The following is a 24279-nucleotide window of genomic DNA, read 5'->3' on the forward strand; positions in this document are numbered from 1 at the left end:
ATCTTCCGGACTCAAGCCGGCCTAAAGACCGTTATCGAGAAAAGCCTTTAATTCAGGGGTTCGCGGCGCATCGAGCATGCTGCCGTCGCCGACTTCCCACACTTTTCCCTGATGCATATAAATGATGCGATCCGCGACGCGCTTGGCGAATGCCATTTCGTGCGTGACGAGCAACATCGTCATGCCGTCGGCGGCGAGATCTTCCATGACGCGCAGCACTTCGCCCGTCAATTGCGGATCGAGCGCGGACGTCACTTCGTCGAACAGCATCACTTTCGGCGACATCGCCAGAGAGCGTGCAATCGCCACACGCTGTTGCTGGCCGCCCGACAATTGCTCGGGATACGCATCCGCTTTCGGCGCGAGTCCGACCTGCTCCAGCACCTTCAACGCAATGCGCCGCGCTTCGACGCGTGAGCACTTCTTGACGTGCCGCAGCGCGAGCATGATGTTCTCTTCCACGGTGAGATGCGGAAACAGGTTGTAGCTCTGAAACACGATGCCCACTTCGCGACGCAGTTTGTGCAGATCCACTTTCGGGTCGTCGACGCGAATGCCGCACACTTCGATCTCGCCCTGATCGATGGTTTCGAGCCGGTCGATGCAGCGCAATGCCGTGCTCTTGCCCGACCCGCTCGCGCCGATCACCGCGATCATTTCGCCTTTCATCACGTCGAACGACACGCCTTTGAGCACCTGATTCGAGCCGAAGCGCTTGTAGATCTCGCCTACCTTAACGATTGCCGACATTGAGCTTGTTCTCCATCGATTGGCTCCAGCGCGAGAGCGGATAACACAACACGAAATAGAAAGCGCCAACCAGTCCGAACACGAGGAACGGTTGAAAAATCGAGTTATTGATAATTTGCCCGGCGCGCGTCAATTCGATAAATCCGATCACCGACGCCAGCGACGTCATCTTGATCACCTGCACCAGAAAGCCGACGGTGGGCGGCAACGCCAGCCGCATCGCCTGCGGGATGATCACGAGGCGCAAGCTCTGCCAGCGCGTCAGAGACAGGCACTCGGCCGCTTCCCATTGCGGTTTGGGCATGGCTTCGACACAACCGCGCCAGATGTCGCCGAGATACGCGCTCGAATAGACCATCAGCGCAAGGCCCGCCGCGACCAGCGCGGGCACCTGAAAACCGTACACCGACAAGCCGAAGTAGACGATAAACAGCAGGATCAGCAGCGGAATGCCTTGAATCGCTTCGATATAGACCATCGCGATTCGCGCGAGCCAGCGACGCGGCGAAATCCGCGCGAGCATCACACCGAAACCGCCGATGCCGCCCAGCACGAAGGCCAGCGCCGACAGCACCAGCGTCCACCAGATCGACTGCACCAGATACAGCAGATGCGCCACCGTAAAGCCGCCGCTCATGCTGCACCTCCGGGAATCACGGTGTCGATGCGGGTCTGCTCGGGCGGCTCTTTTCCCGCACGTCGCGCCGCCAGCCGGATCGCCCGACGCCGCTTGAACACATGCTCGCCAACCGCCCACGCAATCAGCTTGATCAGCAGCGACAGCGCGAGGTACAGCGCGGCGACGACGATATAGGTTTCCAGCGAACGGAACGTGTCGGACTGCACGGTATTGGCCACGGCCGTGAGTTCTTCTGCCGAGATTTGCGAGGCGATCGCGGATGCCTGCATCATCAGCAGAAACTGGCTCGTCAGCGCCGGATAGACCTTTTCGATCGACGGTTGCAGCATCACGTGCCAGCCGATTCGCCAACGCGATAGCCCAAGGCACTCCGCCGCTTCGATCTGCCCACGCGGCACCGATTCGAGTCCGGCGCGAATGATTTCCGCTGCATACGCGCCGATATTGATCGTCATCGCAAGCGTCGCTGCGGCGAAAGTCGGCATTCGCAGACCGATGCTCGCAAGGCCGAAATACAGCAGGAAAATCTGCACGAGAAACGGCGTATTGCGCACCGACTCGATATAAATGATGCACGCGCGCGACAACACCGGCACCTTCGCGCGCTTCGCGAATGCGACCAGCATGCCGACGATTAAACCGAAAAATACCGCCACGGTCGTCATCTTCAGCGTGAGCCACGCGCCCTTCAGAAACGTGGGCCAGTACGGAAGGAGCGGACCGAAATCAGGAGAGAAACTCATCGCAGCCATGTCTCCGATGCTTCGGCAGTCGTTTCTCGCTTGCGGTGTTTACCGTCGCAATGAGGTACGACAACCGATGTAGTTATGACGTCCGCGCGGCGTCACAGCGGCTTGCGCTGCGCGTCGCCGCTACCGTTTCGCTCACAGCGGATCGAACGGGCCAGCCTTCGTGAATGCGCCGCCCTGCAACACCGCGACGGGATCGTCCGGTGCAGGCGCGGGCGTCGTTTCGATCTTCGCTCGGAAGGGTTCGGACGAGTCGCGCGGCACGAAGCCGAGCTTCGCGGCGTAACGGTTGTCCCACCACGTGACCGCGTTGGCCGACGCGCCGAATACGATCGTATGACCGACTTCCGGTGTGAAGAGCCCGCGACGCAGCAGGTCGAGCAGGTCGTCGTAGCTGAACCAGCTGGCCATCATCCGGCGATCTTTCGGTTCCGGAAAAACCGAGCCGATGCGAATGCTGACGGTCTCGATGCCGTAGCGGTCGAAGTAAAACTGCGCAGTATCTTCACCGAACGATTTCGACAATCCGTAGTACCCGTCTGGCCGTTTTGGCGCATGCGCGTCGATTTTTTCGTCCTGACGATAGAAGCCGGTCACGTGATTCGAACTCGCAAAGATCACGCGCTTCACGTCGTGACGGCGAGCGGCTTCGTACAGGTTGAACACGCCCTTGATGTTGGCTTCGAGAATCTCTTCGAATGGACGTTCGACCGATACGCCGCCGAGATGAATGATTGCATCGCAACCGTCGACGAGCGCATCGACTGCAATTCGATCGGCGAGATCGCACGCGACGACTTCTTCGTTGGGCGCCGCAGTCTGATCGAGTGCGCCATGCAGATCGGATACGCGCACGCATTCCGCGAACCCCGCGACCCGCGAACGGATCGCGCGGCCAATGCCACCCGCCGCACCCGTCAGCAACAGACGGCGAAACGACGATCGGTTCAACTGATTTTCCATGAATGCTGTCTCCGGCAATTTGCGGCGGCTAAGGGAATACCCCGGCCGCAAATGCGTTCTTGTACGTTGTCATATAACGCTGAGGTGCATAAAATCATTTACCGATCGGTTTGTCAATGTGCGTCAACATATTTCAATCGAGAACAACGTGCCCACATCGCCCGACACACCTCGTGATCCGTCCAGACCCGACAGCACCGCTGCAACGTCTGCCGATTCTCGTGATGCTTCAAGTGCTTCATCGTCAGCGGCATCGTCCGTTTTGTCGTCTTTACCCACGTTGTCTGGTTCAAGCGCGCTGCCGGGCGCACGTCGCAGCCTCACCGCGCAACTTGTGGACACCTTGCGGCATCAGATCGAGTCGAAAGCCATGGAGACTGGCAGCCGGCTCTCGACTGAAGCCGAGATGGTTCAGCGCTTCGGCGTGAGCCGAACGGTCGTGCGTGAAGCACTATCGCGATTGCAGGCGGCCGGTCTGGTCGAGACGCGGCATGGCATCGGCACGTTCGTCTGCGAAGCGCCGGCGAATTCGCTATTGCAACTCGATCCCGCCGATGTAGCCGGCTCGATCGACGCGCTTGCGGTGCTCGAATTGCGCATCAGCCTCGAAACGGAAAGTGCCGGACTCGCCGCGACGCGATGCGATGCCGCGCGACTCGCGTCGATGCGTCGTGCGCTGAACGACTTCGCATCGCATATGACCGCGCCCGCCGGAACCGTATCGCCCGACTTCCGTTTTCACCTGGAAATCGCGCACGCAACCGGGAATCGTTATTTCGTCGAGATCATGGAACACCTTGGTTTAAGAATGATTCCGCGCACGCGGCTCACCGCGACGCCGATTGCCGTCGACGACTACGCGGACTATCTGACGCGCGTGAATCGCGAACACGAACAGATTGCCGATGCGATAGAACGCGGCGACGCCGACTCGGCACGTACCGCCATGCGACTGCACCTGATCAACAGTCGCGAACGGTTGAGGCGCGCACAGGGATTGCCGCTTTGATGGATTCGGGCGAGTGGCCGCCTATGCCGGGATCTGCGCGTCCGGTATATGACGTCCCATCTTTTGCGCTTGCGCGTAGACGGCTTGCATAAAGATCGATGCATTGCGCGAAGGCGGCGCGAATTTCGAATAGACGAAGCTGGCCGTCAACTCGATCACTTCCGTCAAAGGACGCAGCGTGACGCCTGCGCCTTCGGTGGCGAAGTCGTCGAGAATCGCGACGCCCAGCCCGCCCTTGACCAGCGCGATGGCCTGATCCGCGCGCGTGATCTCGACGGTAGAGGTGAGTTCGACATCGACCTGCTGGCATGCACGCGCGATCATCGTGCCGAATGGGATGTCGCGTTTGAAGAGAATGGTCGGCTCGCCGACGAGATCGATGATCGACACCTGCTCCTGCTGCGCAAGACGATGTCCGTCGGGCAATGCGCAGACCATCCGGCCACGCATGAACGGCACGAGTTCGAGATGCTCGTGCTTGATCGGCATCGCGGCGACGGCGACCTCGACGGTTTTACTCAACACGTCCATCGGCATGTCGGCCATCAGTGCCGTGCGCCAATCTACGTTCAACGCGGGTAAACGCGACTTCACGTCGATCAGTGCGGGCGCAATCACGGACATCGCCAGCGACGCGCTGCACGACACGCGCAACAGACTCGACGGCCCGAGCGCCAGCGCGCGCGCGAATTCATCGACCCGCACTGCCGCCTGATACACCTGCTCGACTTCCCTGAACAGCGCATGCGCTTCCGCCGATGGAATCAGCCGGTTGCTGGCCCGCTCGAACAATCGCAAGCCCAGCGTGGTCTCCATATGCGACACGAGCTTGCTTACCGCAGGCTGCGACACGTATAGCATTTTCGCGGCCGCATTGATCGAACCGGTCAGCATCACGGCGCGAAATACTTCCATCTGACGGAGCTTGAAGCGCATGGCTGAACGGACGCGGCGTGGCGCGATTAACCAAAAGTTATAGCGTACCCGAATCCCGGCATACGACAAAACCGGCGAGAGTCCCTACCATCCGAATGACCGTCGCGACCCTACACAGACAAGGCGCCCGTCCCCTCGCGCAGCACGCTCGCGCCAGGCCCGATTACATCTGGAGACACGATGAATCACGCACACTTCCCGGCGGCCGCTCAGGCCGCTCAAGCGGATCAAGCCGCCTCATCCAGCGCAACCGCGCACCGCACCCGCGCACGCTTCGGCATTCTCGCGCTGCTCGCGGGCGGCACGATGATCAACTATCTGGACCGTAGCGTCGCGGGGATCGCCGCGCCCAGCATGAGTCACGAACTCGGCCTGACGCCGGCGTTGATGGGCGTGATTTTCTCGGCGTTCTCGTGGACCTACACGGCATCGCAAATACCGGGCGGCATCCTGCTCGACCGCGTCGGTACGCGCTGGACGTACTTTTTTGCGCTGACGCTGTGGTCGTTGTTCACCGGTTTGCAGGGACTCGCACTCGGCTTCGTCTCGTTGCTGATCATGCGGCTTCTGATCGGGATCGCGGAAGCGCCGTGCTTTCCAACGAATAGCCGCGTCGTCGCCATGTGGTTTCCGCAAAGCGAGCGCGCGCGTGCCACCGGCATCTATACCTTCGCCGAATACGTCGGACTCGCGTTTCTGAGTCCGCTGCTGTTCTGGCTTGAGCACCGTTATGGATGGCGCGCGCTGTTCGGCATCGTCGGCGCGGTGGGTGTGGTGTTCGGCGGTGTATGGCTCACGCGCTTTCGCGAGCCGCACCAGGCGAAGCGCGCAAATCAGGCTGAACTCGATTACATCAAGGCAGGCGGCGGCGTCGTGGACGGCAGCAAGGACGCGACGCAATTCGCGTGGTCGCAGATCGGCGCGCTGCTGAAAAAGCGCAGCATGCTCGGCATCTGTTTCGGCCAGTTCGCCTGCAACTCCACCAACGTGTTCTTCTTGACGTGGTTCCCGACTTACCTCGTCACCGAGCGCCATATGCCGTGGCTGAAAGTCGGTCTGATCGCGGTACTGCCGTTTATCGCAGCGTCGGTCGGCACGCTCGCGGGTGGCTGGATTTCGGATGCGATGCTGCGTCGTGGCATCTCGCTGAACTGGTCGCGCAAACTGCCGGTGATCACCGGTCTGCTCGCCGCGTCGAGCATCGTGCTGGCGAACTACGTCGATTCGACGGCCGCCGTGATCGCGATCCTGTGCGTTGCGTATTTCTCGCAAGGCATGTCGGCGCTGGCATGGATGATCGTGTCGGATATCGCGCCCAAGGGCTTGCTCGGACTGAGCGGCGGTCTCTTCAATCTGTTCGCGAATGCGGCGGGCATCGTCACGCCGCTGGTCATCGGATTGATCGTGAATGCAACCGGATCGTTCGTCTACGCACTCGCGTTTATCTCGGCGGTCACGCTGGTCGGCGCGCTCTGCTACCTGTTCGTGGTCGGCGATATTCGCCGGATCGAACTGTCGGACCTCACTGCCTGACATCACTGCCTGACATCACAACACGAAGGAATGTAGCCATGAATCTGCCTCTTGCCGGACAAGTCGCCATCGTCACGGGCGGCGCACGCGGAATCGGTCTGGGCATCGCGCAGGCGTTGCAACGCGACGGCGCACGCGTCGCGATCTGGGACCTCGACGTCAACGCGACGAGTCTGCGCGACGCCGGGTTTTCTCCGGATCACGTCGAACGCGTGGACGTCGCCTCGCTCGAATCGGTGGAGCACGGTTTTGCGCGCACCGTCGAAGCACTCGGCCACGTCGATATTCTCGTCAACAACGCCGGCATCAACGGCCCCGTTGCGCCATGCTGGGAGTATCCGGTGGACGCGTGGCACACAGTACTCGCGGTGGATCTGAATAGCGTGTTCTACGGCTGCCGCGTCGCGATTCCGCACATGCGCGCGCGTGGCGGCGGACGCATCGTCAATGTCGCATCGATCGCGGGCAAGGAAGGCGTGCAGTTTATCTCCGGCTATTCCGCGGCCAAGGCGGGCGTGATTGCATTCACCAAGTCCGCAGCCAAGGAGTTGGCCAAAGACAAGGTACTGATCAACTGCGTTGCGCCTGCAATGGTGGAAACGGAACTGTTCGCCGAAATGTCCGACGCGCATATCGACGCGAGCAAGGCCAAAATCCCGATGGGACGTTTCCTGCAAATCGAAGAAGTCGGTGCAATGGTGAGCTGGATTGCGAGCCCTGCGTGCAGCTTCACGACCGGCTTCACATTCGATCTGACCGGCGGGAGGGCAACGTATTGAACTCCGTCACTGGCGTCGCGCACCTCACTGCGCTCGAACTCGATAGCGTGTCGCTGGTCAAGGCCGCGCGTCGTGCAGGATTCGGCGCAGTGGGTTTGCGCGTGAATCCGGTCGCGCGAGGCGCGCTCGCGTATCCGGACAGAACCGGCACGCACGCGCATCGCGAATTGCGCACTGTCTTGCGCGACGAAGGTGTGATCGTGCGCGACGTCGAGTTCATCCCGATCGTCGCGGAGATCGATGTACCGTCGTATGCGGCGATGTTCGATTCGGCGTCGGAGCTGGGTGCGAAATCCGTCACCGTCTCCGGCGACGATCCCGACTTCGGACGACTGTGCGCACACTACGCTGCGTTGTGCGATCTCGGCGCGCAATACGGCTTGCGCATCGATATCGAATTCATGCGCTGGCGCGAAGTGGGAAATCTGCAGCAGGCGTGCGCGGTGGTCGCGCAAGCGGACCGCAGCAATGGCGCGATACTCGTCGATGCGCTGCATCTGGCACGCTCGGGATCGCAACCGGACGCGATTGCCGCACTCCCGCCACACTGGATTCGCGCGATGCAGTTATGCGATGCACCCGCGCTTGCACCCGTCGGCGATGCGGCGACGATTGCCGAAGCACGCGAAGGACGTCTGCCACCCGGCACTGGAAGCTTGCCGCTGCGTGCGTTATTGCTGCATGCGCCGCCGGAATGCGAGGTGAGTGTCGAAATGCCCTATCCCGCATTGCCGGCCGATCGGCGTCTCGCACTCGCATTTCAGTCCACGCAAACGCTTATGACGGAAAAAGTCGGGTAAGCGGGCATGGGGCCGCTATTTTTTTCGTTGCCTTCAAAAGGGCATGCTAGACCGGATCACACCGTGTGCAGAAAATCCGTAATTCGCATTTAAAACGGGCTCGATTGACGCAATGATCGACTAGCTTCCTACAGTACGCCGAGCGGCTTTCCTGAGGGCCGGTTCGCGCGGTTTCCGGCAATGAACGGAAGGCAAAGATCGCATCCTGAACTGCATCGGATTTCGACTCACGTATCCTCGAAAAATCGAGTCGCGGCGGCAATTGGAAGATCCATAGCGCGAGCTAAACGTCGTATCAAAGCGCGCTACAACTGCTTACAAAACTTGCGATTGGTGTGTCGTCCGGTCGATGGTCTGCGGCGTTTTTGCAGTCACATCCACCGGAGCGCGACATGAGCACGAACCTGACTTCTCCTTCCCAGCAGCGCGGACGCATTCACCCGTTGATCGCTGGGGCGTCGGTGGCGGTGATTCTCGCCAGCGTCACCGCGGTCGCCGCAATGACCGGCCTGCTGCCGAGTTCGCGCGCGCTCACCGCGCCGGTTGCTGCACCGGTCGCGGTCGCGCCGGTTGCGACACAGGCCGTCGTAGCTGCTCCAACCACTCAAGCGCCGACGGTCGCGCAACAGGCTCCGGCGCAACCGCGCGTTTATCATCGCCGCAGCGCGCCGGTCGCGCCGCCGTCCAGCTATGCCGGCGACAACGGTTACCAGAGCGTCGCCCAACCGGCCACGCGTCCGGTCGCGATCGACCCGGGCGCCGGCGAAGTCGTCGCGATCAACACAGTTCAGACGCCTGAGCCGACCAGCGGAATTGGCGCGGTCGGCGGTGCGGTGGCGGGCGGCCTGCTCGGCAACCAGTTCGGCGCCGGACGCGGCCGCGTACTGACGACCATCGTCGGCGCGGTCGGCGGCGGACTCGCTGGCAACGGCATCGAACATGCGGTGCGCAAAACCACCAACTATCAGGTGCAGGTGAAGATGCAGGACGGCAGCTATCGCAACTTCAACTACACGACGCAACCGCAAATGCAAATCGGCGAGCGCGTGCACGTCTCCGGCGATTCGCTGAGCGCGTCCTGACGCGCGGCGCGGCAACGTCGACAGACAGCCGCTGCATCGGCAGGAACGCCGCTTGCGAAGCAGCGTGATGGCGACGCGAATCCATCGCGTCGGCACGACCGCCACTTCCGGGACACTCATGGCCGCCTTTTCCAGCAACGCCCAGACGCGCTATCAGATTTGGGCAAACCGGGGCGCGCCGACGCGACCGGTGGCGGTGCCGCGCGTGCTGGTCGTCGACGATCACACCGAATCCGCCGACGCGCTGTCGGCCTATCTTCAGGCATCCGGACTCTCGGTGCGGACCGTTTATCACGGCTCGGACGCGCTGAAGGCAGCGAAGGAATGGGAACCGGATTGCATCGTGCTCGATGTCGCGATGCCCGGTTTGTCGGGGATTGGTGTGGCGGCGATGCTGCGTCAACACGATATGACCGCGAGAATCCCGCTGCTCGCCTACACCGCTTACGACACCGCCGACCAGTTGCGAGAACTGAAGCTGGCGGGTTTCGACGCCGTCTGTCTCAAACCCGCCGATCCGAGTCAGCTCGAACGGCTGATTGGCCAGATGATCGGCCTCGACGATGCCGCCGGAACCGACCCAGCCACCACCGCCACCATCACTGCGGCACTGAAACCGGATACCGGCTGCTGACGGGCGCGTCAGCTTTGCGCGTCGTCCGGCACGGTGTCGAGATCCTCGAGCCACACCGTCGCTTCGCTGTCGCTCGGCGCGCGCCAGTCGCCGCGTGGCGACAGCGAACCGCCCGTGCCCACCTTCGGCGCGTTCGGAATGCACGAGCGCTTGAACTGGCTGGTCCGAAAAAAACGATCGACGAAAATCCGCAGATTGCGTTTGATATCGGACAACGCGTATTGATTGCGCGCCGCATCGCCGCCGGCCGGCCATATGCCATGCTCGCGATCGCCCCACGCCGACAGCGCGAGAAACGCGACTTTCGACGGCGTAAAGCCGAATCGCAAGATGTGATACAGGTTGAAATCCTGTAACTCGTACGGACCGATAAAGTGCTCGGTCTTCTGTTCGACCGCGCCGCTCTTGCCCGGCACCAGTTCGGGACTGATATCGGTTGCGAGCACTTGCAACAGCACGTCGGCGCCTTCGCGCGTGATCTCGCCCGACGCCGCGACCCAACGCACCAGATGCGCGATCAGCGTCTTTGGCACGCTCGCATTCACGTTGTAATGCGACATGTGATCGCCGACGCCATACGTGCACCAGCCTAGCGCCAGTTCGCTCAGATCGCCGGTGCCGATCACGATGGCGTTGTTGAAGTTCGCGAGCCGGAACAGATGATTGGTGCGCTCGCCCGCCTGCACGTTTTCGAAGGTGATGTCGTATTGCTCGACACCCGACGCATACGGATGGCCGAGATCCTTCAGCATCTGCACGCAGCTCGGGCGAATATCGATTTCCTGCATCGAGCAACCCACCGCTTTCGCGAGATCCTTGGCCTGCTGCAAGGTGCGGTTGCTGGTCGCGAAACCAGGCATCGTATAGCCGAGAATATTCGAGCGCGGCAAGCCGAGGCGGTCCATCGCCTTCGCGCAGACGAGCAGCGCATGCGTAGAATCCAGACCGCCGGAAATGCCGATCACCACCTTCGAAATCTTCGACGAACCGAGCCGTTGCAACAGCCCTTGCACCTGGATGTTGTAGACCTCCGCGCATCGTTCGTCGCGGCTTGCAGCGGTGGACGGCACGTACGGGAAGCGGCTGACCGCGCGGTCGAGCGGCAGATGCGCGGCATCCGGAACATCCAGCGAAACCGGGATCACGTCGAACTTCGCGACTTCGTCGGCATGTCGGCGGGTCGATTGGCCGAAGGTGGTCTGACGCATCCGTTCGCGCGACAGACGCTCGACGTCGACATCCGCGTAAATCACATGCGACGTATCGAGGAACCGCCCTGATTCGGATAGCAGCTCGCCGTTTTCATAGATCAGCGCCTGACCGTCCCACGCGAGATCCGTGGTCGATTCGCCGCGTCCGGCCGACGTATAGAGATACGCCGCGACGCAACGCGCCGATTGCTGGCCGACCAGTTGATGACGATAACCGGACTTGCCGACCACGATATTCGATGCCGACAGATTCACCAGAACCGTCGCACCGGCAAGCGCCGCGAACGACGACGGGGGAATCGGCACCCACACGTCCTCGCAGATTTCGACATGAAAACGCAGGTTCGGCACGGCGGGAATATCGAACAGCAGCGATGCGCCGAACGGCACGTCCTGTCCGCACAGCGCGACCTGACCGACCGACGCGTTCTCCGCCGCGCTGAACTGGCGCGCCTCGTAGAACTCCCCGTAATTCGGCAGATAGCTCTTCGGTACGATCCCGCAGATCTTGCCGCGCGAGATCACGATCGCGCAGTTGAACAGCTTGTGGTCGATCTGCAGCGGCGCGCCGATCACCAGCGCAGCCGGAATGTCCACCGAAGCCGCGACGATCTGCGCGACCGCGTTTTCGCAGGCGTCGAGTAACGCGCGCTGATGGAACAGGTCGTCGCAGGTGTACGCCGAGATGCCCAGTTCGGGAAACGCGATCAGGATCGCCCCGTTCTGCGCGGACTCGCGAGCCAGCGCGAGCGTCTGCTCCGCGTTGAACGCCGGATCGGCGACGCGGCACACCGGCACCGCGACGGCGACCCGCGCGAAGCCGTGACTGTAGAGGTTGAAAAACGATTGGGTCATGGTCGGAATCGTCGTGATGGCGCGCTTCCGGCGCGGATGCGCAGGTGTCGCCAGTCCTTTTTTACAGGCCGCCCGCCGTTCTGCCGCACTCCGGAAACCCGAAGCGGCTGCGTCCGACGGTGGCGCCTGCCCGGAATACTGCTGTAATCGCGACGATGCGTAAAGCGCCGTGGTTCGCGCAACGGTGGCGCATGCCGCTAAACCGTTGATGCTAAACCTTATCATCGCGCGCGATTTGGCTCAGCGAGGCGGGCGGATTCGCGACCTTGCACTGACTTTTCCGGGGAATCGACGGCGAATGGCGCACCGCTCCGCGCGCGCGGAGCGGCTATCCGACCGTGATGGGGCTAGTTGCCCGAAGGCGTCGCCTGCAGGCGATGGGTGTTTTTCGACGCCGCAGCCGCCGATGCAGCCGCTTCCGATACGCCGCGCGCACCCGCCGGCACATCGGTCGGACGAGTCGATGTGCCGGCTGCGTCCGGGTACATCGTCATCAACGTGCGCAGTACGCCGTTGGTCCAGCCGAAGCCGTCCTGCAGCGGATATTCGCCGCCGCCCGCTGCGGTCGAACCCGCCTTCGCATCGACGTCGTACTTTTCGACGAGCTTGCCGGTGTGCTGGTAATAGCTGACGTTGGTCTGGATCCAGCGGGTCGCGATCTGCTGCGCAAGCGCCGGTTCGCTATAGCGCCGCAAGCCGACTACCGCGAGATATTGCAGCGGCGCCCAACCGTTCGGCTCGTCCCATTGCTGACCGCTTTGCACCGTGGTCGTCGCGATGCCGCCAGGCCGCAGCAGCTTCGCGCGCACGGTCGCGGCGACCGCTTTGGCTTGCGCCCGGGTTGCGATGCCGCTGTACAGCGGATACACCGTCGCCGCGCTGAGGCGATGCGTGAGCCGATGCGTACGCATATCGTAGTCGCCGAACGCATGCAGTTGCGGATCCCACAGCACACGACGGATCGCGTCGGCACGCACTGTCGCACGCTGCTCGAAGTTTTCCGCTTGCGCCGCATCGCCCTGCACCCGATACGCTTTCGCCAGCGTCCGTTCGAGATCGACCATCAGGCTGTTCAGATCGACCGGCGCGAGCGACGTCACCTCGACCGTTGCTAGCGTCTTGCCGTCGCCGAACCAGCGCGAACTGAAGTCCCAACCGGTTTCACCCGCCGCGCGCAGATTGCGCCACAGGTCCTGCTGATTGCGTTGCGGCGTCTGCTGCGCGGTCGCGACATCTTCGCGGTACGACTCGTCGCGCGGCGTGTCGCGCGCATCCCAATAGCGGTTGAGCAACGTGCCGTCACGCAGACGCACCAGATGACGATACGACTCGCCCGCCTTGATACGGTCTTCACCGTCCATCCAGTACGCGTACTCCTTACGTAACTCGGGCAAGTAGTGCGCGTAGACCTGATCGCCATCCTGATCTGCCGCGAGCCTGACCATCTGCGCGAAGAACGGCGGTTGCGAACGGCTCAGGTAATAAGTGCGATTGCCATTCGGGATATGACCATAGCGATCGATCAAGGTCGCGAAGTTATTCAGTTCGTCTTTAAGCAGATCGTCGCGCCCGCTCTGCTTGAGACCGAGCATGATGAAATACGAGTCCCAATAGTAGATTTCATCGAAGCGATCGCCCGGCACGATGTACGGATTCGGCAAAGGCAGTAACGACGACCACGCGTTCGGCGCGCTGTCCGGATCGCGTCGCAGCACTGTCCACAACGTGTCGATGTGCGAGGTCACGCTCTGGTTCGGATCGGACACGTAGTCCTTCGTCTGACGCGCGGGCAACGTGAAGTGCGACCCGACGAACTGCTTGAGATCGAATTGCGCGTCACCCTTCCGTTTCTGGTAATCCGCGACGATCTGCGAAGGCGCGGCATTCGGCACCATGTCCGCGAAGGTCTTGCTATCCGGATACAGATGCGCAAGCTCGACATCGCGATAGAGCGCGCCGAACTGTTCGGACGGCGGCACCGGAACGACGGGCGATGCCGCCGAAGCCGCAGCGGGTGCGTCGGCGGGGGCATGGTCTGCTGTGGATTGGGCGGCGCAGGTGAGCGACTGAAAAGACAACAAGGCCGCCGCTATGACAGCGGCCCAGCTTCGACGGACAGTGATGGCGTGGTGAATCGGCATAACGCTCCAGTAAGTCAACGACAGGGCAAACAACTACGCCGCGGTTGCAAGAAGCGTTCCTCACCTCGTGGATCTACGGTGTCGTCATGCGTGCGCGTACCGTGCAATTTAAACAGGCGTCTTAAGACAGTACTGTTTTCTTTAGCGTTTAAAAGCGTGTGGGCGCATCCAGTTTGTCGCCCGGTCGCTTCCCTTACACGCAGGTAATTCAGTTTCGCTGCGCGCGGTCGTAAACCCAGGAGTAGGCCCTGTTACACGGAGAGCAAACCATGCGAATAGCCGATGTCCTACTCGTTGCCGCCGCGTTGGCGGGCACGGGTTCGCTCATTGCCCAGGCGGCACCGTCACCGTCGAACGATACGACGGATAGCGGCGCAACTGCCCCAACTGGCCCAACGGCCGGCAGCCCGCGCAGTGTTCACGCAATGATCTGGGCGCAAGCCGGGTTACCGTTCGCGCGCCTCGGCGATCCTTGCCCTGCGAATGGAACGCCCGCGAAATGGGCGCTCGATACCGACTACCGTCTATTGCGTTGCCTGACGCCCGACGACGTGTGGACGGTTGACGACTCGCAGCAGCGGATCGAAGAAAGCGCGACGCAATACGGTTGGAATTGAGGGGTCTAGCGCCGCGATGGCGCGTTTGAACGCAACGCTTCAAACGATGCGAAAACGCGGCGTACCGTAATCGATTCGCGCCAGAATCGCTCCTTGAGCTTCGCCGTCGGCAACCACCACGGCGGCAGTACAACCGACCCGGCAGCAAAGCCGGGACGCCAGCGCTCGGCTATCCGGCGACGGCGAAACACCGTGAGTGTCGGCACGCCGAGTGACGACGCCAGATGACCCACGCCCGAATCGTTGCCGATAAACCATCCCGATTCGTATAGCCACTCCGCCAATGCCGCCGTGGAGGTGAACGAGCATAGCGGCGGCGTTTCGCGCCGCAAGCCGTCCCACCGTCCGCGCTCGCCCGGCGCAATCGCGAACTCTGCCGACATGCCTTTCGACGTCAACCGGCGCGAGAGCTGGATAAAGCGATTCGCAAGCCAACGCTTGTCGTCGGTACTCGCTTCCGGGTGCATCGCGACACGGGCGTGATGACGACGAAACCGCAAGTGCGTCGGCGCCTTGATACCGTTCGACACCACCACGTCGCGCAAACCGAAATGCGATCCGACGAAATCCGCGCAGCGCTGCGCCATGCACTGCGTGCTGTTCGCATACTCGACATCGTGAAGATCGATAAAGCCCGAGTGCTTTTCCGCGAGATTTGCCAGCGGCCTGTCGCGATGCAACTGCAAGACGACCGCATACGGCGCGAGTGCGGCTTCCGCTTCTTCGGCCTTGAGCGCAGGTGAAATTTCCAGATGCGCGAACCACTCGGCAAGCGACCATGCGTGGTCGCCAAACACGTGCACCTTCCAGCCCGCGCGCCGGAGATTGTGTGCGACCACCAGCAGAATCAACGTGTCGCCCAATGCCGGCGACATCACACATGCCACGGTCCGCGCGTTCCGCCCTGCGTTCAATGACTGACCGGAGAGATTCTGTTGTGGCGCGACAGCGTGTTGCATACGGTTCTGAAAGGCGAATGGCGGTGTCTCATCGTGACACACGCCTGTCCGACGACGGTTACCGTAATCTTGCATTTCATTTCCAGCGCAACATCGCGCAAGAGGCCGTGCGCACTAGCGTCACACGTGATGCGAGGCGTTCGATAAGCCCGTCGTAATCGCACGTAACGGCTTTTGTAACCCGGCATCTTTAAGAGCGGCCTAGACTCCAGCCGCATCAACGGACGATTAACGCATATCGCGCCGTCACCGCCTTATTCAAATACCGATTACCGAGGTCACATGAAATCCCAACCGAAAGCCGTGTTCCTGCATACGGGATACCGAACTGCGGGCACCTGGTTATGGTCGTGTTTTCGCTCACTGGATCAGGTCACCGGCTATTACGAGCCTTTGCATGAAATGCTCGCAAAGATCGATCCGACGGCACTGGCAAAGAGTACGGCCGACAGTTGGCGCTCAGGTCATCCGACGCTGGAAGCGCCGTATTTCGCCGAGTTTGCGCATCTGTTGCGGGACGACGCGCCCGGTATTGACGGTTTCGACGAACGGTTTTCGATCGACAGCCTGAACGGTAAAACGCCCGAATCCGCCGACCGGCTCGCGGCCTACGTCAACCATCTCACGCGGACGGCCAACGAAGCGGGTCGCGTGCCGGTATTCAAGTTCTGCCGCTCGTTGGGACGGCTTCACTGGTTTCACAGTACCTTTCCCGACGCAGTGCATATCGTCGTGATGAAAAATCCAATCTCGCAGTGGCAGTCATGCTGGGAGTTGCTGGCGAAGCACGACAATGCGCACTTTGTCGCGATTCCATTTGCCGTGCTTGATATGAATCGCAATGCGCCGATGGTGAAGCGGGTACTCGAAGCACTGCACGTGGAATTGCCGGACGCTTCGCGTACGTTTAAAGACACCACGCTCGACCAGTGTGTCGACTTTTACAAGCAGCACGTCAAAACGATTGCACCCGAGACCGCGTATCGCGCGTTTCTGGCGCACTGGCTTCTCACGTTGCAGCATGCCACTGCCCACAGCGACGCAATTTTCGATTGCGATCTCGCTGCGCGGTCATCCGCGTATGCCGAAGCGGCCGAGCACTGGATCGCGAAGATGTCGGGACTTGAACCGTCGTTCGGCAGCATGCGCCAAACCAGTTCGAAGCAACGCGATTGCGGGTTCAACGCCGCACAGGGTCTGGATATTCACCTCCAGGCCTTCGATCTCGCCAAGGCGCTTACCGCCGACGGTGCGATCGATAACGGCACCCTGTCGCTATGGGCAAGCAAACTCGCTCAGGCAACCCAGGTGCTGGCGTTTGGGCCGGACGTCAACTGGCCGCAAGCGAATGCGCCGATGCATCGCGCGACACGTGTGGTGGATATTGCGCTTATCGATGGAATCGGTATGGACGGTGCAATGATCAGCGAGTTGGCCGCGACGCGCACTGCACTAAACGACGCGCGCAGTCAGCTGGCGAAGTTCAAGCGCGCGCCGTTGTCGCGTCTTAAGAAGAAAGTGCGCAAGCTATTTACCGCTAAAGAAAATCGCGCAGCTTGAGTTGAGTGGCGTTTGAAAGGCTATCGGAATCTGTCGTGTCAGACGTCCCGATAGCCAGCCTGCCTTGATGAGATGACGCTTGAGGCTTGTCCCGATCGGGGCTTCACGCGTTTCCGGCATTCCGCTTCATATAGGCGGGCGTCGCGGAGATCGCCGAAATCAGACGGCACAGCGCTTCCATATGCGTTTCGACACTTGGGTCGTAAGCGAGATGCGACAGTGGGTCGGTAATCTGACAGCCGTTCTGCGCGCGCGCGACAGCGGTATGAATCGCCTGCTCGAAGCTGGCTTCGGAGCGCCGCGAAAACGCGATCTTCGCGTCGCCCGTTACGGTTTCGGCTGAGCCCACGTTATCGGCAATCACGAGCGGCGTGCCACACATCACCGACTCCACACCGACCAGTCCGAAAGGTTCATACGTCGACGCAACGATCGTATAGTCGGCGGCGCCGAATAGCGATTCGATTTCGCGGCAGTAGCCGATATAGCGGATCGTGTCGCCCGTGCGCGGCACCGGCCGACCGGCCACCGCCAGACATACCGGCAAGTTCGTCTTCGAAAAGAACTTCTCGATCAGTTCGTAACCCTTGCGCTCATGGTTCATCGACGCAAACGCGAACACCACGCGGTCCTCCGGCAAGCCCAATTGACGTCGCACGCGCTTGCGCTCTTCCGGCGACAGTACCTTGAAGCGTTTCGTGTCCACCGGCGGATAGATCACGTCGATGCGTGCCGCAGGAATATCGTAGAAGCGCTGCAACTCCTGCTTCATCAGCATCGAATGCGCGATGATCGCGGTCGCGTTCGTGTAGCTGCGGCGCTCCAGTTCGATCTGCCACGCGTCGCTGCGACGCGGCGGCCGTCCCAGCGCCTCCAGCGAACCGGGATGCGTTCCGCCGCACAGCACGAGATCCGCCTGCGTCAGATGGTTGATCGAGAAGACGCATGCGGGTCGATGTTTATGCAACTGCCGGCTGACTCGCCAGTTAAACGCGAGATTGCGCAGTTTGCGTGGCACCCACCAGACATCCATGCGTTGCGGATCGATCCATGCGGCTTCAGGCAACGTTCGGTCGATCTCGCGCGCAAACAAGGTCGGACGCAAACCGATCCGGTGAAAACCGGCAATCACATCGCGCGCATAGCGTTCCGCACCGCCGCTATTCTTGAGCGTCTGGGCGGTCAGCACAATATTGCCCGGAATCGCGGGCTGAACATAAGTCGGATTGGACACTGGACACTTCTATCTGGTGAGAGTCTGGGAGAACGCGAGGGTCTCGACGACGCAAATACGCGGCTATGATCAACTCGCCTTACTTGCCGCCTTGTCGGTTTTGAGACGCTCGAACGACTGCACGACCCGTTGCACGGAGAGGCCCAGTTTCCAGAACCGCTCCTTGAGATAGGCCGAAACAAAGACGTTGCGCGGCAACACGACCGCGCCACGTCCCCACGCGGGTCGCCATGTTCGAGCGAGTCCGCGACGCATGAAAAGCGAAACAGTCGGCACGTCGAGTGCCGATGCGAGATGACCGAGTCCCGAGTCGTTGCCGATAAACCAGCCGGACTCCGCGATCCACTGCGCGACGTCACCTAGCTTTGCAAACGATTGCACCGACGAAGCGACTGCGTCGTCGGCCAGCCACTCGGACTTCTCTGCTGGCGCCACCAGAAACGATGCGTTCAGCCCTTGTTGCAAGAGCTTTTCCGCCAGTCCTGCAAATTTTTTGCGTGGCCAGATTTTCTCGGCATGACTGCCGGTGGGATGAATCGCGACGCGATGTTCGAAGAGCCGGAAGCGGATATGCGGCGGCAACGCAATGCCGTTATGACGCGTGAGATATGACAGACCGAATGCGTGTTGCGCGACGCCGACGAGCTTGTCGATCATATGTTCGGGCTCATTGAACGACGGCAATTGCACCAGTTCGCAAACCGTGCCGTCGATCGACAGTGCGCGCCCGGCATCCGTTGCGCGTAACTGGATTACCAGATCGAACTGGGCGGCGCATTCGTGACCGGCATGGACAACGACGCCGGGAAACCACGCGGCGAGATCCGCAACGACCCAGCTCACGACAACCGGCCGATAACCATTGCGAATCAGGTTATTCACCAGCACCATCATCAGCAACGAATCGCCGATTGCAGTGGGCGTGACGACCGCGACCGATCGGGCGCGTTGCAGCGTCGATTTCATTCTTGCACCTTTGAATATCGGACACATCGGGCAGCCGAACGTACAGGCGTGCGTCGACACCTGACATCGCGCATTCACGCTGTCAGTGATCCGAACCATTTACTTCCGTGAGAAGAATATCGCAGCACGCATGCCGGATTCCGGCGAACTACGGCGCGGGTGATACCAGGAACCGCGCAAACTCGCAGTCAGCGTCCATCTGGTTTTATGCGGTGACGACCTGAATAACAGTGAGCGCATGATGCCAGCCGAGGGATTTCTTGAGGTTTCGGCTGTCTTGCCGCTCCTTTCATCCATTACTGGCGGTGATATTGCGTGCGCGAGAACCGCGCTGCGTGGTGATGTGCGGTGATAGGTAAATCACAGTCGTAATAATTGTCTTGCAGACTGTTAAACGATGATTCGCATTTTGGGTTTTCTAGTTTTCTAGGCGACGTTCAATATGACAGCTCGCGCGATCAATACGCCGCCCGCTGCCATGACGATCACACCCGCCGCTTTCGCAACACGCGAACCGCTCGGCGCGAGACGCTCGGCGGTAATCAGTATCGTCACGCCGATCATTGCACGCACATTCATCACGCCGAGCATCAGCAGAACCGCCGTCAGCGGCGCGCAGCACGCACAACACCGCACGCCGAACCGCCATCCGTCGCGCCACGCACTCGCTGCGCGACGTTCATCCGAAGCCGCTGCGCAGCAGCGCGTCGCCACGGTCCGACAGCACGCGAGGCGCCGCGTTTTCCATAGAGTCAATTGCAGCGCACCCGCGATCGCGACCACACTCCCAGTCGCAAACGGCACGGCGCAGGCAAGCGAAGAAAACTGCATCGTCAGTGCCGAGACTATTGCGCCGAGCGGAAACACTACGATGCCCAACGCGATCCACACGCAGCAGTAAGCGACGCCCGCGCATGCCACGCGCGCATCCGTATGCGCCATGTCCCGTTGCGCCCGCCGATAGCGCCACAGCGCGGGTCCGAGCGAAGGCGTCATCATCGCGACCATCATCGATGCCCACATCGCGATGAACGATACAGCGACGCCCAACCAGGTCTGTCCGCACGTGCGCATCCACGCCATCGACATACCCCAGCCGCCGGGCATCGGCATGTCGCCCATCGACGACATCGACGCGCACCATCGCAGCGTCAGCCCGGCGCTCGCTGCGAATATCAGCACGAACGCGCCGGTATACATCGATCGCGACACGGCGCGCCTCAACGCGGCCCGTATTCGTCATGACGACGCCACCACGGGCCGTCGCTCTCGTTGCGCCCCTTCGGCGCACGATCGAGCCACTGATACATGCCCCACAGTGCGTCCAGTCCGCGCGCATACGTCGAATAGGTGTGATAGATCATGCCGTCTTCCCGCACGAACGCGCTCATGCCTGGGCGGTCGAGCGTGTAGGTTGCCGCATCGGTGCCGCAGGTGGCGGCGAACTGGCGAACGGGTTCGGGCACGGTAGCCTCATCCATCGCGTGACCACCGCGCTGATAGTTGTAGGCGACTTCGCCGCCACGTTGCTGTGCATCGGTGAAGGCCACGTCGAAGTCGAAATTGAAGTCGCCTTCCGATGACGACGCCCACGGAAACGTCCAGCCCATCCGTTGCCGGTAAGCCTGCAACTTCGCGAACGGCGCACGCGATACGGCCGACAAGGTTACGTCGTGATTCGCCAGATGGATCGCGAAGCCGTCGAAACTATCCGCAATCGACGAGCACGACGGGCATCCCGCCTTGTAGTCGGGTCCGAACATAAAGTGGTAGACCAGCAGTTGCGAGCGCCCGCGAAACAGATCGGCGAGCGTCGCGCTGCCCGCTTCCGTTTCGAAGCGATACGTCTTGTCGATCCGTACCCACGGCAGCGCCTGCCGCTGCCGCGCGAGTACATCGCTGCGCTGCGTCAATTCTTTTTCCGCTGCGAGCAGATCGATCCGCGCGGCGAGCCAGTCTTCACGGGTTCCGGTTGTGTGCGTCGTCATCTATGCCTCCATCGGGCGTGTCAGACGTCGAATCCGGCGCGACGTCTGGGTTGATCGTCGTGATAGATTAGTACCGGGTTTAAGCCTGCGGGAGTGACAAGTGTGGCGGGATTGGATACACGATGGACACGCTGATCGCAGCCGCCGCGCGTGCACTCGCGGCGGGTGATCCGCTCGGCGCGCTCGACCGCGTCGCATTGCGCGACGACGCGTCCGCGCTCGCGCTGCGCGGTATCGCGATGGCGCAACTCGGCGATCTCGCGCGCGCCAAAACGCTAGTGCGCAGCGCCGCGCGCGCGTTCGGCCCGAAGCACGCCGCAGCCCGCGCCCGATGCGTGGTCGCGGAAGCGGAGATTGCGCTCGCATCGCGCGACCTGAACTGGCCGGCGCACCACCTCGAAGCCGCGCGCGTCACGCTGGAAGCCCACGGCGACTTCGCAAACGCGGCGCACGCGCGCTATCTGGAGATTCGCCGGTTGCTGCTGACCGGCCGCCTCGACGACGCCGAAACCCGGCTCGCCCACCTCGATCCGGCGTCATTGCCGCCTGCATCGCGAACCGCGCATCAACTGGCCGTGGCCGGGATCGCAATGCGCCGCGTGCAGGCGCATGCCGCGCGCGCCGCGCTCGAACACGCCCGGCGTGCGGCGCAACAGGCGCGCATTCCGGCGCTGTCGGCGGAGGTCGAGCAGGCCTTCACGCTGCTCGATATGCCTGCGGCTCGCCTGATCGCGCGTGGCGAGGCGCGTCCGCTTCTGCTCGATGAAGTGGAGGCCTTGCTGGCGTCGAAGGCGCTGGTGGTCGATGCATGCCGTCACGTGGTCCGCGATCCGCGCGCGACGGTGTCGCTGGCGCGGCGTCCGGTGCTGTTCACGCTCGCGCGTGTGTTGGGCGAAGCGTGGCCCGCCGATGTGTCGCGCGGCGCGCTGGTCGAGCGCGCGTTCGGCATCCGGCAGATCGACGAATCGCATCGCGTGCGGTTGCGTGTCGAAATAGGACGGCTGCGCACGGCCCTCGCGTCGATCTGCGGCGTCGTCGCAACCCGCCACGGCTTTGCGCTCGACCCGCATGATGCACGCGAGGTCGTCGTGCTCGCGCGGCCGGTCGATGAAAAACACGCGGCCTTGCTCGCGTTTCTCGCCGACGGCGAATCGTGGTCGAGTTCCGGCCTCGCGCTCGCGCTCGGCGCAAGCCAGCGCAGCGTGCAGCGCGCGCTCGACGCGCTGGCCACGGCCGGCAAGGTGCAATCGTTCGGCGGCGGACGCGCGCGCCGCTGGACCAGTCCGCCATTGCCCGGATTCGCGACGACGTTGTTACTCCCCGCATCTCTTCAGGATGATTAGGATGGCATCATGAAACGATCAAAAGCCGAAATCGTCCGTGAATATGGACCCTTTCCGGGTATCGACAGTGTGCATGGGCTCACCTTCGACGGCGAGCGCGTGTGGTTCGCGTCCGGCGACAAGCTGAACGCGGTCGATCCGGAAAGCGGTGCCCAATTGCGCTCATTCGACGCGATCGCGCAAGCGGGCACCGCGTTCGACGGCCGACACCTCTTCCAGATTTCAGACGGCCGCATCCAGAAACTCGATCCGCAAACGGGCGACGTGCTCGCAACGATTCCCGCCCCAGGCGGCGGCAACGATTCGGGACTGACGTGGGCCGAAGGCACGCTGTGGGTCGGGCAGAATCGCGAACGGAAGATTTATCAGATCGATCCCGAGACCGGTGAAATTCTCCGCAGCATTACGTCGGACCGTTTCGTGACGGGCGTCACGTGGGTCGATGGTGAACTGTGGCACGGCACATGGGAAGACGAGGCGAGCGAATTGCGCCGCATCGATGCGCAGACGGGCAAGGTGCTGGAGAGCGTGGCAATGCCCGACGGTGTGGCCGTTTCGGGACTTGAATCGGATGGTGGCGAGCGCTTCTTTTGCGGCGGTGGCACCAGTGGCAGATTCAGAGCGGTACGTCGCCCGAAACGCGACACCCCGGATGCGCGCGATGCAAACGAACCCGTAGACTCGACGAGCGAGTGACGCCCGCGCATGCGCGTGCATGCGCGGGACGAAACCGTTCGGTTACTTCTGCGGCGGCGTCACGGCCCAGTCGAGCGCGGCGTCGAACATCGCGGCGCCGTCCGGACTCAGCTTTTCGAATGAGCGGTTGCCCAGAAACACCGCGACGCGTCGTGCGGGCGCAATAAAGTCGTAATCCATCGTTGCGCCTTTTTCGTAGCCGAACAGCACGGCATGCGTCGGCTCGCCGCAAATCGTCGCGATCACGGTTGCGCCCGGCGCGGGTCGGCCCCAACCCATTTCGTCGTCACGCGGATAGACCCAGCGCTTGCCTGCCGCGACGCCGCCCGCGAGCGGACTCGGTGCATTGACGACATTCACGTAGTGCTCTTTCGACACTTCGCCGAAATCCTCGCCCTTCTTCTGGCCGGTAAAACGTAGCGAATCGAACAGATCCGATTCCCACGTCAGCAGCGGCACGGGCACGTCGCGAAAGGCCGTGCCGACCATATCGCGGGCGCTGACCACCGACGAGATAATCACCAGATCCTCGCCCTCGGAAGCGCTGACGGGCGCACTTTGATCGACCATCGTGACAGTCATCCCGCGCTGTTCGAGATGGGCGCGCACCTTGTCGTCTTCTTCGCGGTCGCGATGCGTGAGACGCGTCACGTACAGCACATTCTTGTGATTCGTCACCTGCTGCGTGCTCGCATCGGGCGGCGCGGCGGCGGCACCCGAACTCGCCATCGCGACCGCAGTTGCCAGCAACGTGAGCGCAGCGCGCGCGCCGACGGATTGAACGGATTTCGACATCTTGCTGAACATACGGATTGTGTTCCTGTTGCAGTTACA

At 61.9% G+C, this 24279-nt stretch carries 23 protein-coding genes; 10 read left to right on the forward strand and 13 right to left on the reverse strand.

Annotated features, from left to right (window positions below):
- Nucleotides 1–21: 21 nt before the first annotated feature.
- From PW947_RS00820 to PW947_RS00835, 4 genes are all read right to left on the reverse strand, one after another.
- Nucleotides 22–750 (reverse strand): amino acid ABC transporter ATP-binding protein, encoded by a 729-nt coding sequence (locus tag PW947_RS00820; protein ID WP_299628779.1) that lies wholly within the window; start codon nt 748–750, stop codon nt 22–24.
- On the reverse strand, nt 734–1387 hold the full coding sequence (locus PW947_RS00825) for an amino acid ABC transporter permease (RefSeq protein ID WP_299628781.1): 654 nt from the start codon (nt 1385–1387) through the stop codon (nt 734–736). Before PW947_RS00825 ends, PW947_RS00820 begins: the two co-directional genes overlap by 17 nt.
- Nucleotides 1384–2133 carry an amino acid ABC transporter permease gene (locus tag PW947_RS00830; RefSeq protein WP_299628783.1) on the reverse strand — a complete coding sequence of 250 codons (750 nt, stop codon included), beginning with the start codon at nt 2131–2133 and terminating at the stop codon, nt 1384–1386. Before PW947_RS00830 ends, PW947_RS00825 begins: the two co-directional genes overlap by 4 nt.
- A 141-nt stretch (nt 2134–2274) precedes the next feature.
- Nucleotides 2275–3102, reverse strand: coding sequence for an NAD(P)-dependent oxidoreductase (locus PW947_RS00835; protein WP_299628785.1), 828 nt, complete (start codon nt 3100–3102; stop codon nt 2275–2277).
- A 280-nt stretch (nt 3103–3382) separates the two neighbouring features.
- Between PW947_RS00835 and PW947_RS00840 the strand changes: the two genes are divergently transcribed.
- Entirely contained in the window at nt 3383–4111 is a 729-nt protein-coding gene (locus PW947_RS00840) for a FadR/GntR family transcriptional regulator (RefSeq protein WP_299628787.1), read from the forward strand.
- A gap of 21 nt (nt 4112–4132) precedes the next feature.
- Here the strand turns inward: PW947_RS00840 and PW947_RS00845 are convergent, their stop codons facing one another.
- Entirely contained in the window at nt 4133–5047 is a 915-nt protein-coding gene (locus tag PW947_RS00845; RefSeq protein WP_299628789.1) for a LysR family transcriptional regulator, read from the reverse strand.
- Between the two features lie 180 nt (nt 5048–5227).
- Between PW947_RS00845 and PW947_RS00850 the strand changes: the two genes are divergently transcribed.
- The 5 genes from PW947_RS00850 to PW947_RS00870 all read left to right on the forward strand — a co-directional run bounded on the left by PW947_RS00850 (nt 5228) and on the right by PW947_RS00870 (nt 9875).
- Complete coding sequence (locus PW947_RS00850; protein ID WP_299628791.1) at nt 5228–6580, forward strand: MFS transporter; 1353 nt, start codon at nt 5228–5230, stop codon at nt 6578–6580.
- 38 nt (nt 6581–6618) lie between these two features.
- Nucleotides 6619–7359, forward strand: a complete 741-nt coding sequence (locus tag PW947_RS00855; protein WP_299628793.1) for an SDR family NAD(P)-dependent oxidoreductase — start codon at nt 6619–6621, stop codon at nt 7357–7359.
- Nucleotides 7356–8159: a TIM barrel protein gene (locus tag PW947_RS00860; RefSeq protein WP_299628795.1), complete on the forward strand. Its 804-nt coding sequence runs from the start codon at nt 7356–7358 to the stop codon at nt 8157–8159. The genes PW947_RS00855 and PW947_RS00860 overlap by 4 nt, the downstream gene beginning before the upstream one ends.
- 392 nt (nt 8160–8551) lie before the next feature.
- Complete coding sequence (locus PW947_RS00865) at nt 8552–9241, forward strand: glycine zipper 2TM domain-containing protein (protein ID WP_299628797.1); 690 nt, start codon at nt 8552–8554, stop codon at nt 9239–9241.
- Nucleotides 9242–9359: 118 nt separating this feature from the next.
- The gene (locus PW947_RS00870) at nt 9360–9875 is read left to right on the forward strand and encodes a response regulator (protein WP_299628799.1); all 516 of its coding nucleotides are present in this window, start codon (nt 9360–9362) and stop codon (nt 9873–9875) included.
- 8 nt (nt 9876–9883) lie between these two features.
- Here PW947_RS00870 and PW947_RS00875 read toward each other — a convergent pair whose 3' ends face one another.
- Together PW947_RS00875 and treF are read right to left on the reverse strand one after the other, a co-directional pair.
- A complete protein-coding gene (locus PW947_RS00875; RefSeq protein ID WP_299628801.1) occupies nt 9884–11941 on the reverse strand; it encodes an NAD(+) synthase in 2058 nt (685 codons plus the stop codon).
- 347 nt (nt 11942–12288) lie between these two features.
- Nucleotides 12289–14082 carry an alpha,alpha-trehalase TreF gene (gene treF, locus PW947_RS00880; protein ID WP_299628803.1) on the reverse strand — a complete coding sequence of 598 codons (1794 nt, stop codon included), beginning with the start codon at nt 14080–14082 and terminating at the stop codon, nt 12289–12291.
- A 269-nt stretch (nt 14083–14351) separates the two neighbouring features.
- Between treF and PW947_RS00885 the strand changes: the two genes are divergently transcribed.
- Nucleotides 14352–14699: a hypothetical protein gene (locus PW947_RS00885; RefSeq protein WP_299628805.1), complete on the forward strand. Its 348-nt coding sequence runs from the start codon at nt 14352–14354 to the stop codon at nt 14697–14699.
- 5 nt (nt 14700–14704) lie between these two features.
- On the opposite strand, the gene PW947_RS00890 is transcribed toward PW947_RS00885, so the two are convergent.
- Nucleotides 14705–15574, reverse strand: a complete 870-nt coding sequence (locus PW947_RS00890) for a glycosyltransferase family 9 protein (RefSeq protein WP_299628807.1) — start codon at nt 15572–15574, stop codon at nt 14705–14707.
- Nucleotides 15575–15940: 366 nt separating this feature from the next.
- Between PW947_RS00890 and PW947_RS00895 the strand changes: the two genes are divergently transcribed.
- The gene (locus tag PW947_RS00895; RefSeq protein WP_299628809.1) at nt 15941–17218 is read left to right on the forward strand and encodes a hypothetical protein; all 1278 of its coding nucleotides are present in this window, start codon (nt 15941–15943) and stop codon (nt 17216–17218) included.
- 103 nt (nt 17219–17321) lie between these two features.
- Here the strand turns inward: PW947_RS00895 and PW947_RS00900 are convergent, their stop codons facing one another.
- From PW947_RS00900 to PW947_RS00915, 4 genes are all read right to left on the reverse strand, one after another.
- Entirely contained in the window at nt 17322–18452 is a 1131-nt protein-coding gene (locus PW947_RS00900) for a glycosyltransferase family 4 protein (protein WP_299628810.1), read from the reverse strand.
- A 69-nt stretch (nt 18453–18521) separates the two neighbouring features.
- Entirely contained in the window at nt 18522–19418 is an 897-nt protein-coding gene (locus tag PW947_RS00905; RefSeq protein WP_299628812.1) for a glycosyltransferase family 9 protein, read from the reverse strand.
- A gap of 426 nt (nt 19419–19844) precedes the next feature.
- Nucleotides 19845–20600, reverse strand: coding sequence for a DUF2182 domain-containing protein (locus tag PW947_RS00910; protein ID WP_299628814.1), 756 nt, complete (start codon nt 20598–20600; stop codon nt 19845–19847).
- 38 nt (nt 20601–20638) lie between these two features.
- Nucleotides 20639–21406 (reverse strand): DUF899 domain-containing protein, encoded by a 768-nt coding sequence (locus PW947_RS00915; RefSeq protein ID WP_299628816.1) that lies wholly within the window; start codon nt 21404–21406, stop codon nt 20639–20641.
- A 122-nt stretch (nt 21407–21528) separates the two neighbouring features.
- Here PW947_RS00915 and PW947_RS00920 point away from each other — a divergent pair, with 122 nt between their 5' ends.
- Together PW947_RS00920 and PW947_RS00925 are read left to right on the forward strand one after the other, a co-directional pair.
- Nucleotides 21529–22749 carry a helix-turn-helix domain-containing protein gene (locus PW947_RS00920; RefSeq protein ID WP_299628818.1) on the forward strand — a complete coding sequence of 407 codons (1221 nt, stop codon included), beginning with the start codon at nt 21529–21531 and terminating at the stop codon, nt 22747–22749.
- A gap of 9 nt (nt 22750–22758) precedes the next feature.
- Nucleotides 22759–23445, forward strand: coding sequence for a DUF5074 domain-containing protein (locus tag PW947_RS00925; RefSeq protein WP_299628820.1), 687 nt, complete (start codon nt 22759–22761; stop codon nt 23443–23445).
- A gap of 42 nt (nt 23446–23487) precedes the next feature.
- Here the strand turns inward: PW947_RS00925 and PW947_RS00930 are convergent, their stop codons facing one another.
- Complete coding sequence (locus PW947_RS00930; RefSeq protein ID WP_299628822.1) at nt 23488–24252, reverse strand: hypothetical protein; 765 nt, start codon at nt 24250–24252, stop codon at nt 23488–23490.
- Between the last annotated feature and the right edge of the window lie 27 nt (nt 24253–24279).

This window comes from Paraburkholderia sp., assembly GCF_028283785.1.
GTDB lineage: Bacteria > Pseudomonadota > Gammaproteobacteria > Burkholderiales > Burkholderiaceae > Paraburkholderia.

Bases quoted from the DNA above. Each gene is read 5' to 3' on its own strand.
- PW947_RS00820 (WP_299628779.1), bottom strand. From the start codon at position 750: ATGTCGGCAATCGTTAAGGTAGGCGAGATCTACAAGCGCTTCGGCTCG.
- PW947_RS00825 (WP_299628781.1), bottom strand. From the start codon at position 1,387: ATGAGCGGCGGCTTTACGGTGGCGCATCTGCTGTATCTGGTGCAGTCG.
- PW947_RS00830 (WP_299628783.1), bottom strand. From the start codon at position 2,133: ATGAGTTTCTCTCCTGATTTCGGTCCGCTCCTTCCGTACTGGCCCACG.
- PW947_RS00835 (WP_299628785.1), bottom strand. From the start codon at position 3,102: ATGGAAAATCAGTTGAACCGATCGTCGTTTCGCCGTCTGTTGCTGACG.
- PW947_RS00845 (WP_299628789.1), bottom strand. From the start codon at position 5,047: ATGCGCTTCAAGCTCCGTCAGATGGAAGTATTTCGCGCCGTGATGCTG.
- PW947_RS00850 (WP_299628791.1), top strand. From the start codon at position 5,228: ATGAATCACGCACACTTCCCGGCGGCCGCTCAGGCCGCTCAAGCGGAT.
- PW947_RS00855 (WP_299628793.1), top strand. From the start codon at position 6,619: ATGAATCTGCCTCTTGCCGGACAAGTCGCCATCGTCACGGGCGGCGCA.
- PW947_RS00865 (WP_299628797.1), top strand. From the start codon at position 8,552: ATGAGCACGAACCTGACTTCTCCTTCCCAGCAGCGCGGACGCATTCAC.
- PW947_RS00870 (WP_299628799.1), top strand. From the start codon at position 9,360: ATGGCCGCCTTTTCCAGCAACGCCCAGACGCGCTATCAGATTTGGGCA.
- PW947_RS00875 (WP_299628801.1), bottom strand. From the start codon at position 11,941: ATGACCCAATCGTTTTTCAACCTCTACAGTCACGGCTTCGCGCGGGTC.
- treF (WP_299628803.1), bottom strand. From the start codon at position 14,082: ATGCCGATTCACCACGCCATCACTGTCCGTCGAAGCTGGGCCGCTGTC.
- PW947_RS00885 (WP_299628805.1), top strand. From the start codon at position 14,352: ATGCGAATAGCCGATGTCCTACTCGTTGCCGCCGCGTTGGCGGGCACG.
- PW947_RS00890 (WP_299628807.1), bottom strand. From the start codon at position 15,574: ATGTCGCCGGCATTGGGCGACACGTTGATTCTGCTGGTGGTCGCACAC.
- PW947_RS00895 (WP_299628809.1), top strand. From the start codon at position 15,941: ATGAAATCCCAACCGAAAGCCGTGTTCCTGCATACGGGATACCGAACT.
- PW947_RS00905 (WP_299628812.1), bottom strand. From the start codon at position 19,418: ATGAAATCGACGCTGCAACGCGCCCGATCGGTCGCGGTCGTCACGCCC.
- PW947_RS00915 (WP_299628816.1), bottom strand. From the start codon at position 21,406: ATGACGACGCACACAACCGGAACCCGTGAAGACTGGCTCGCCGCGCGG.
- PW947_RS00920 (WP_299628818.1), top strand. From the start codon at position 21,529: ATGGACACGCTGATCGCAGCCGCCGCGCGTGCACTCGCGGCGGGTGAT.
- PW947_RS00925 (WP_299628820.1), top strand. From the start codon at position 22,759: ATGAAACGATCAAAAGCCGAAATCGTCCGTGAATATGGACCCTTTCCG.
- PW947_RS00930 (WP_299628822.1), bottom strand. From the start codon at position 24,252: ATGTTCAGCAAGATGTCGAAATCCGTTCAATCCGTCGGCGCGCGCGCT.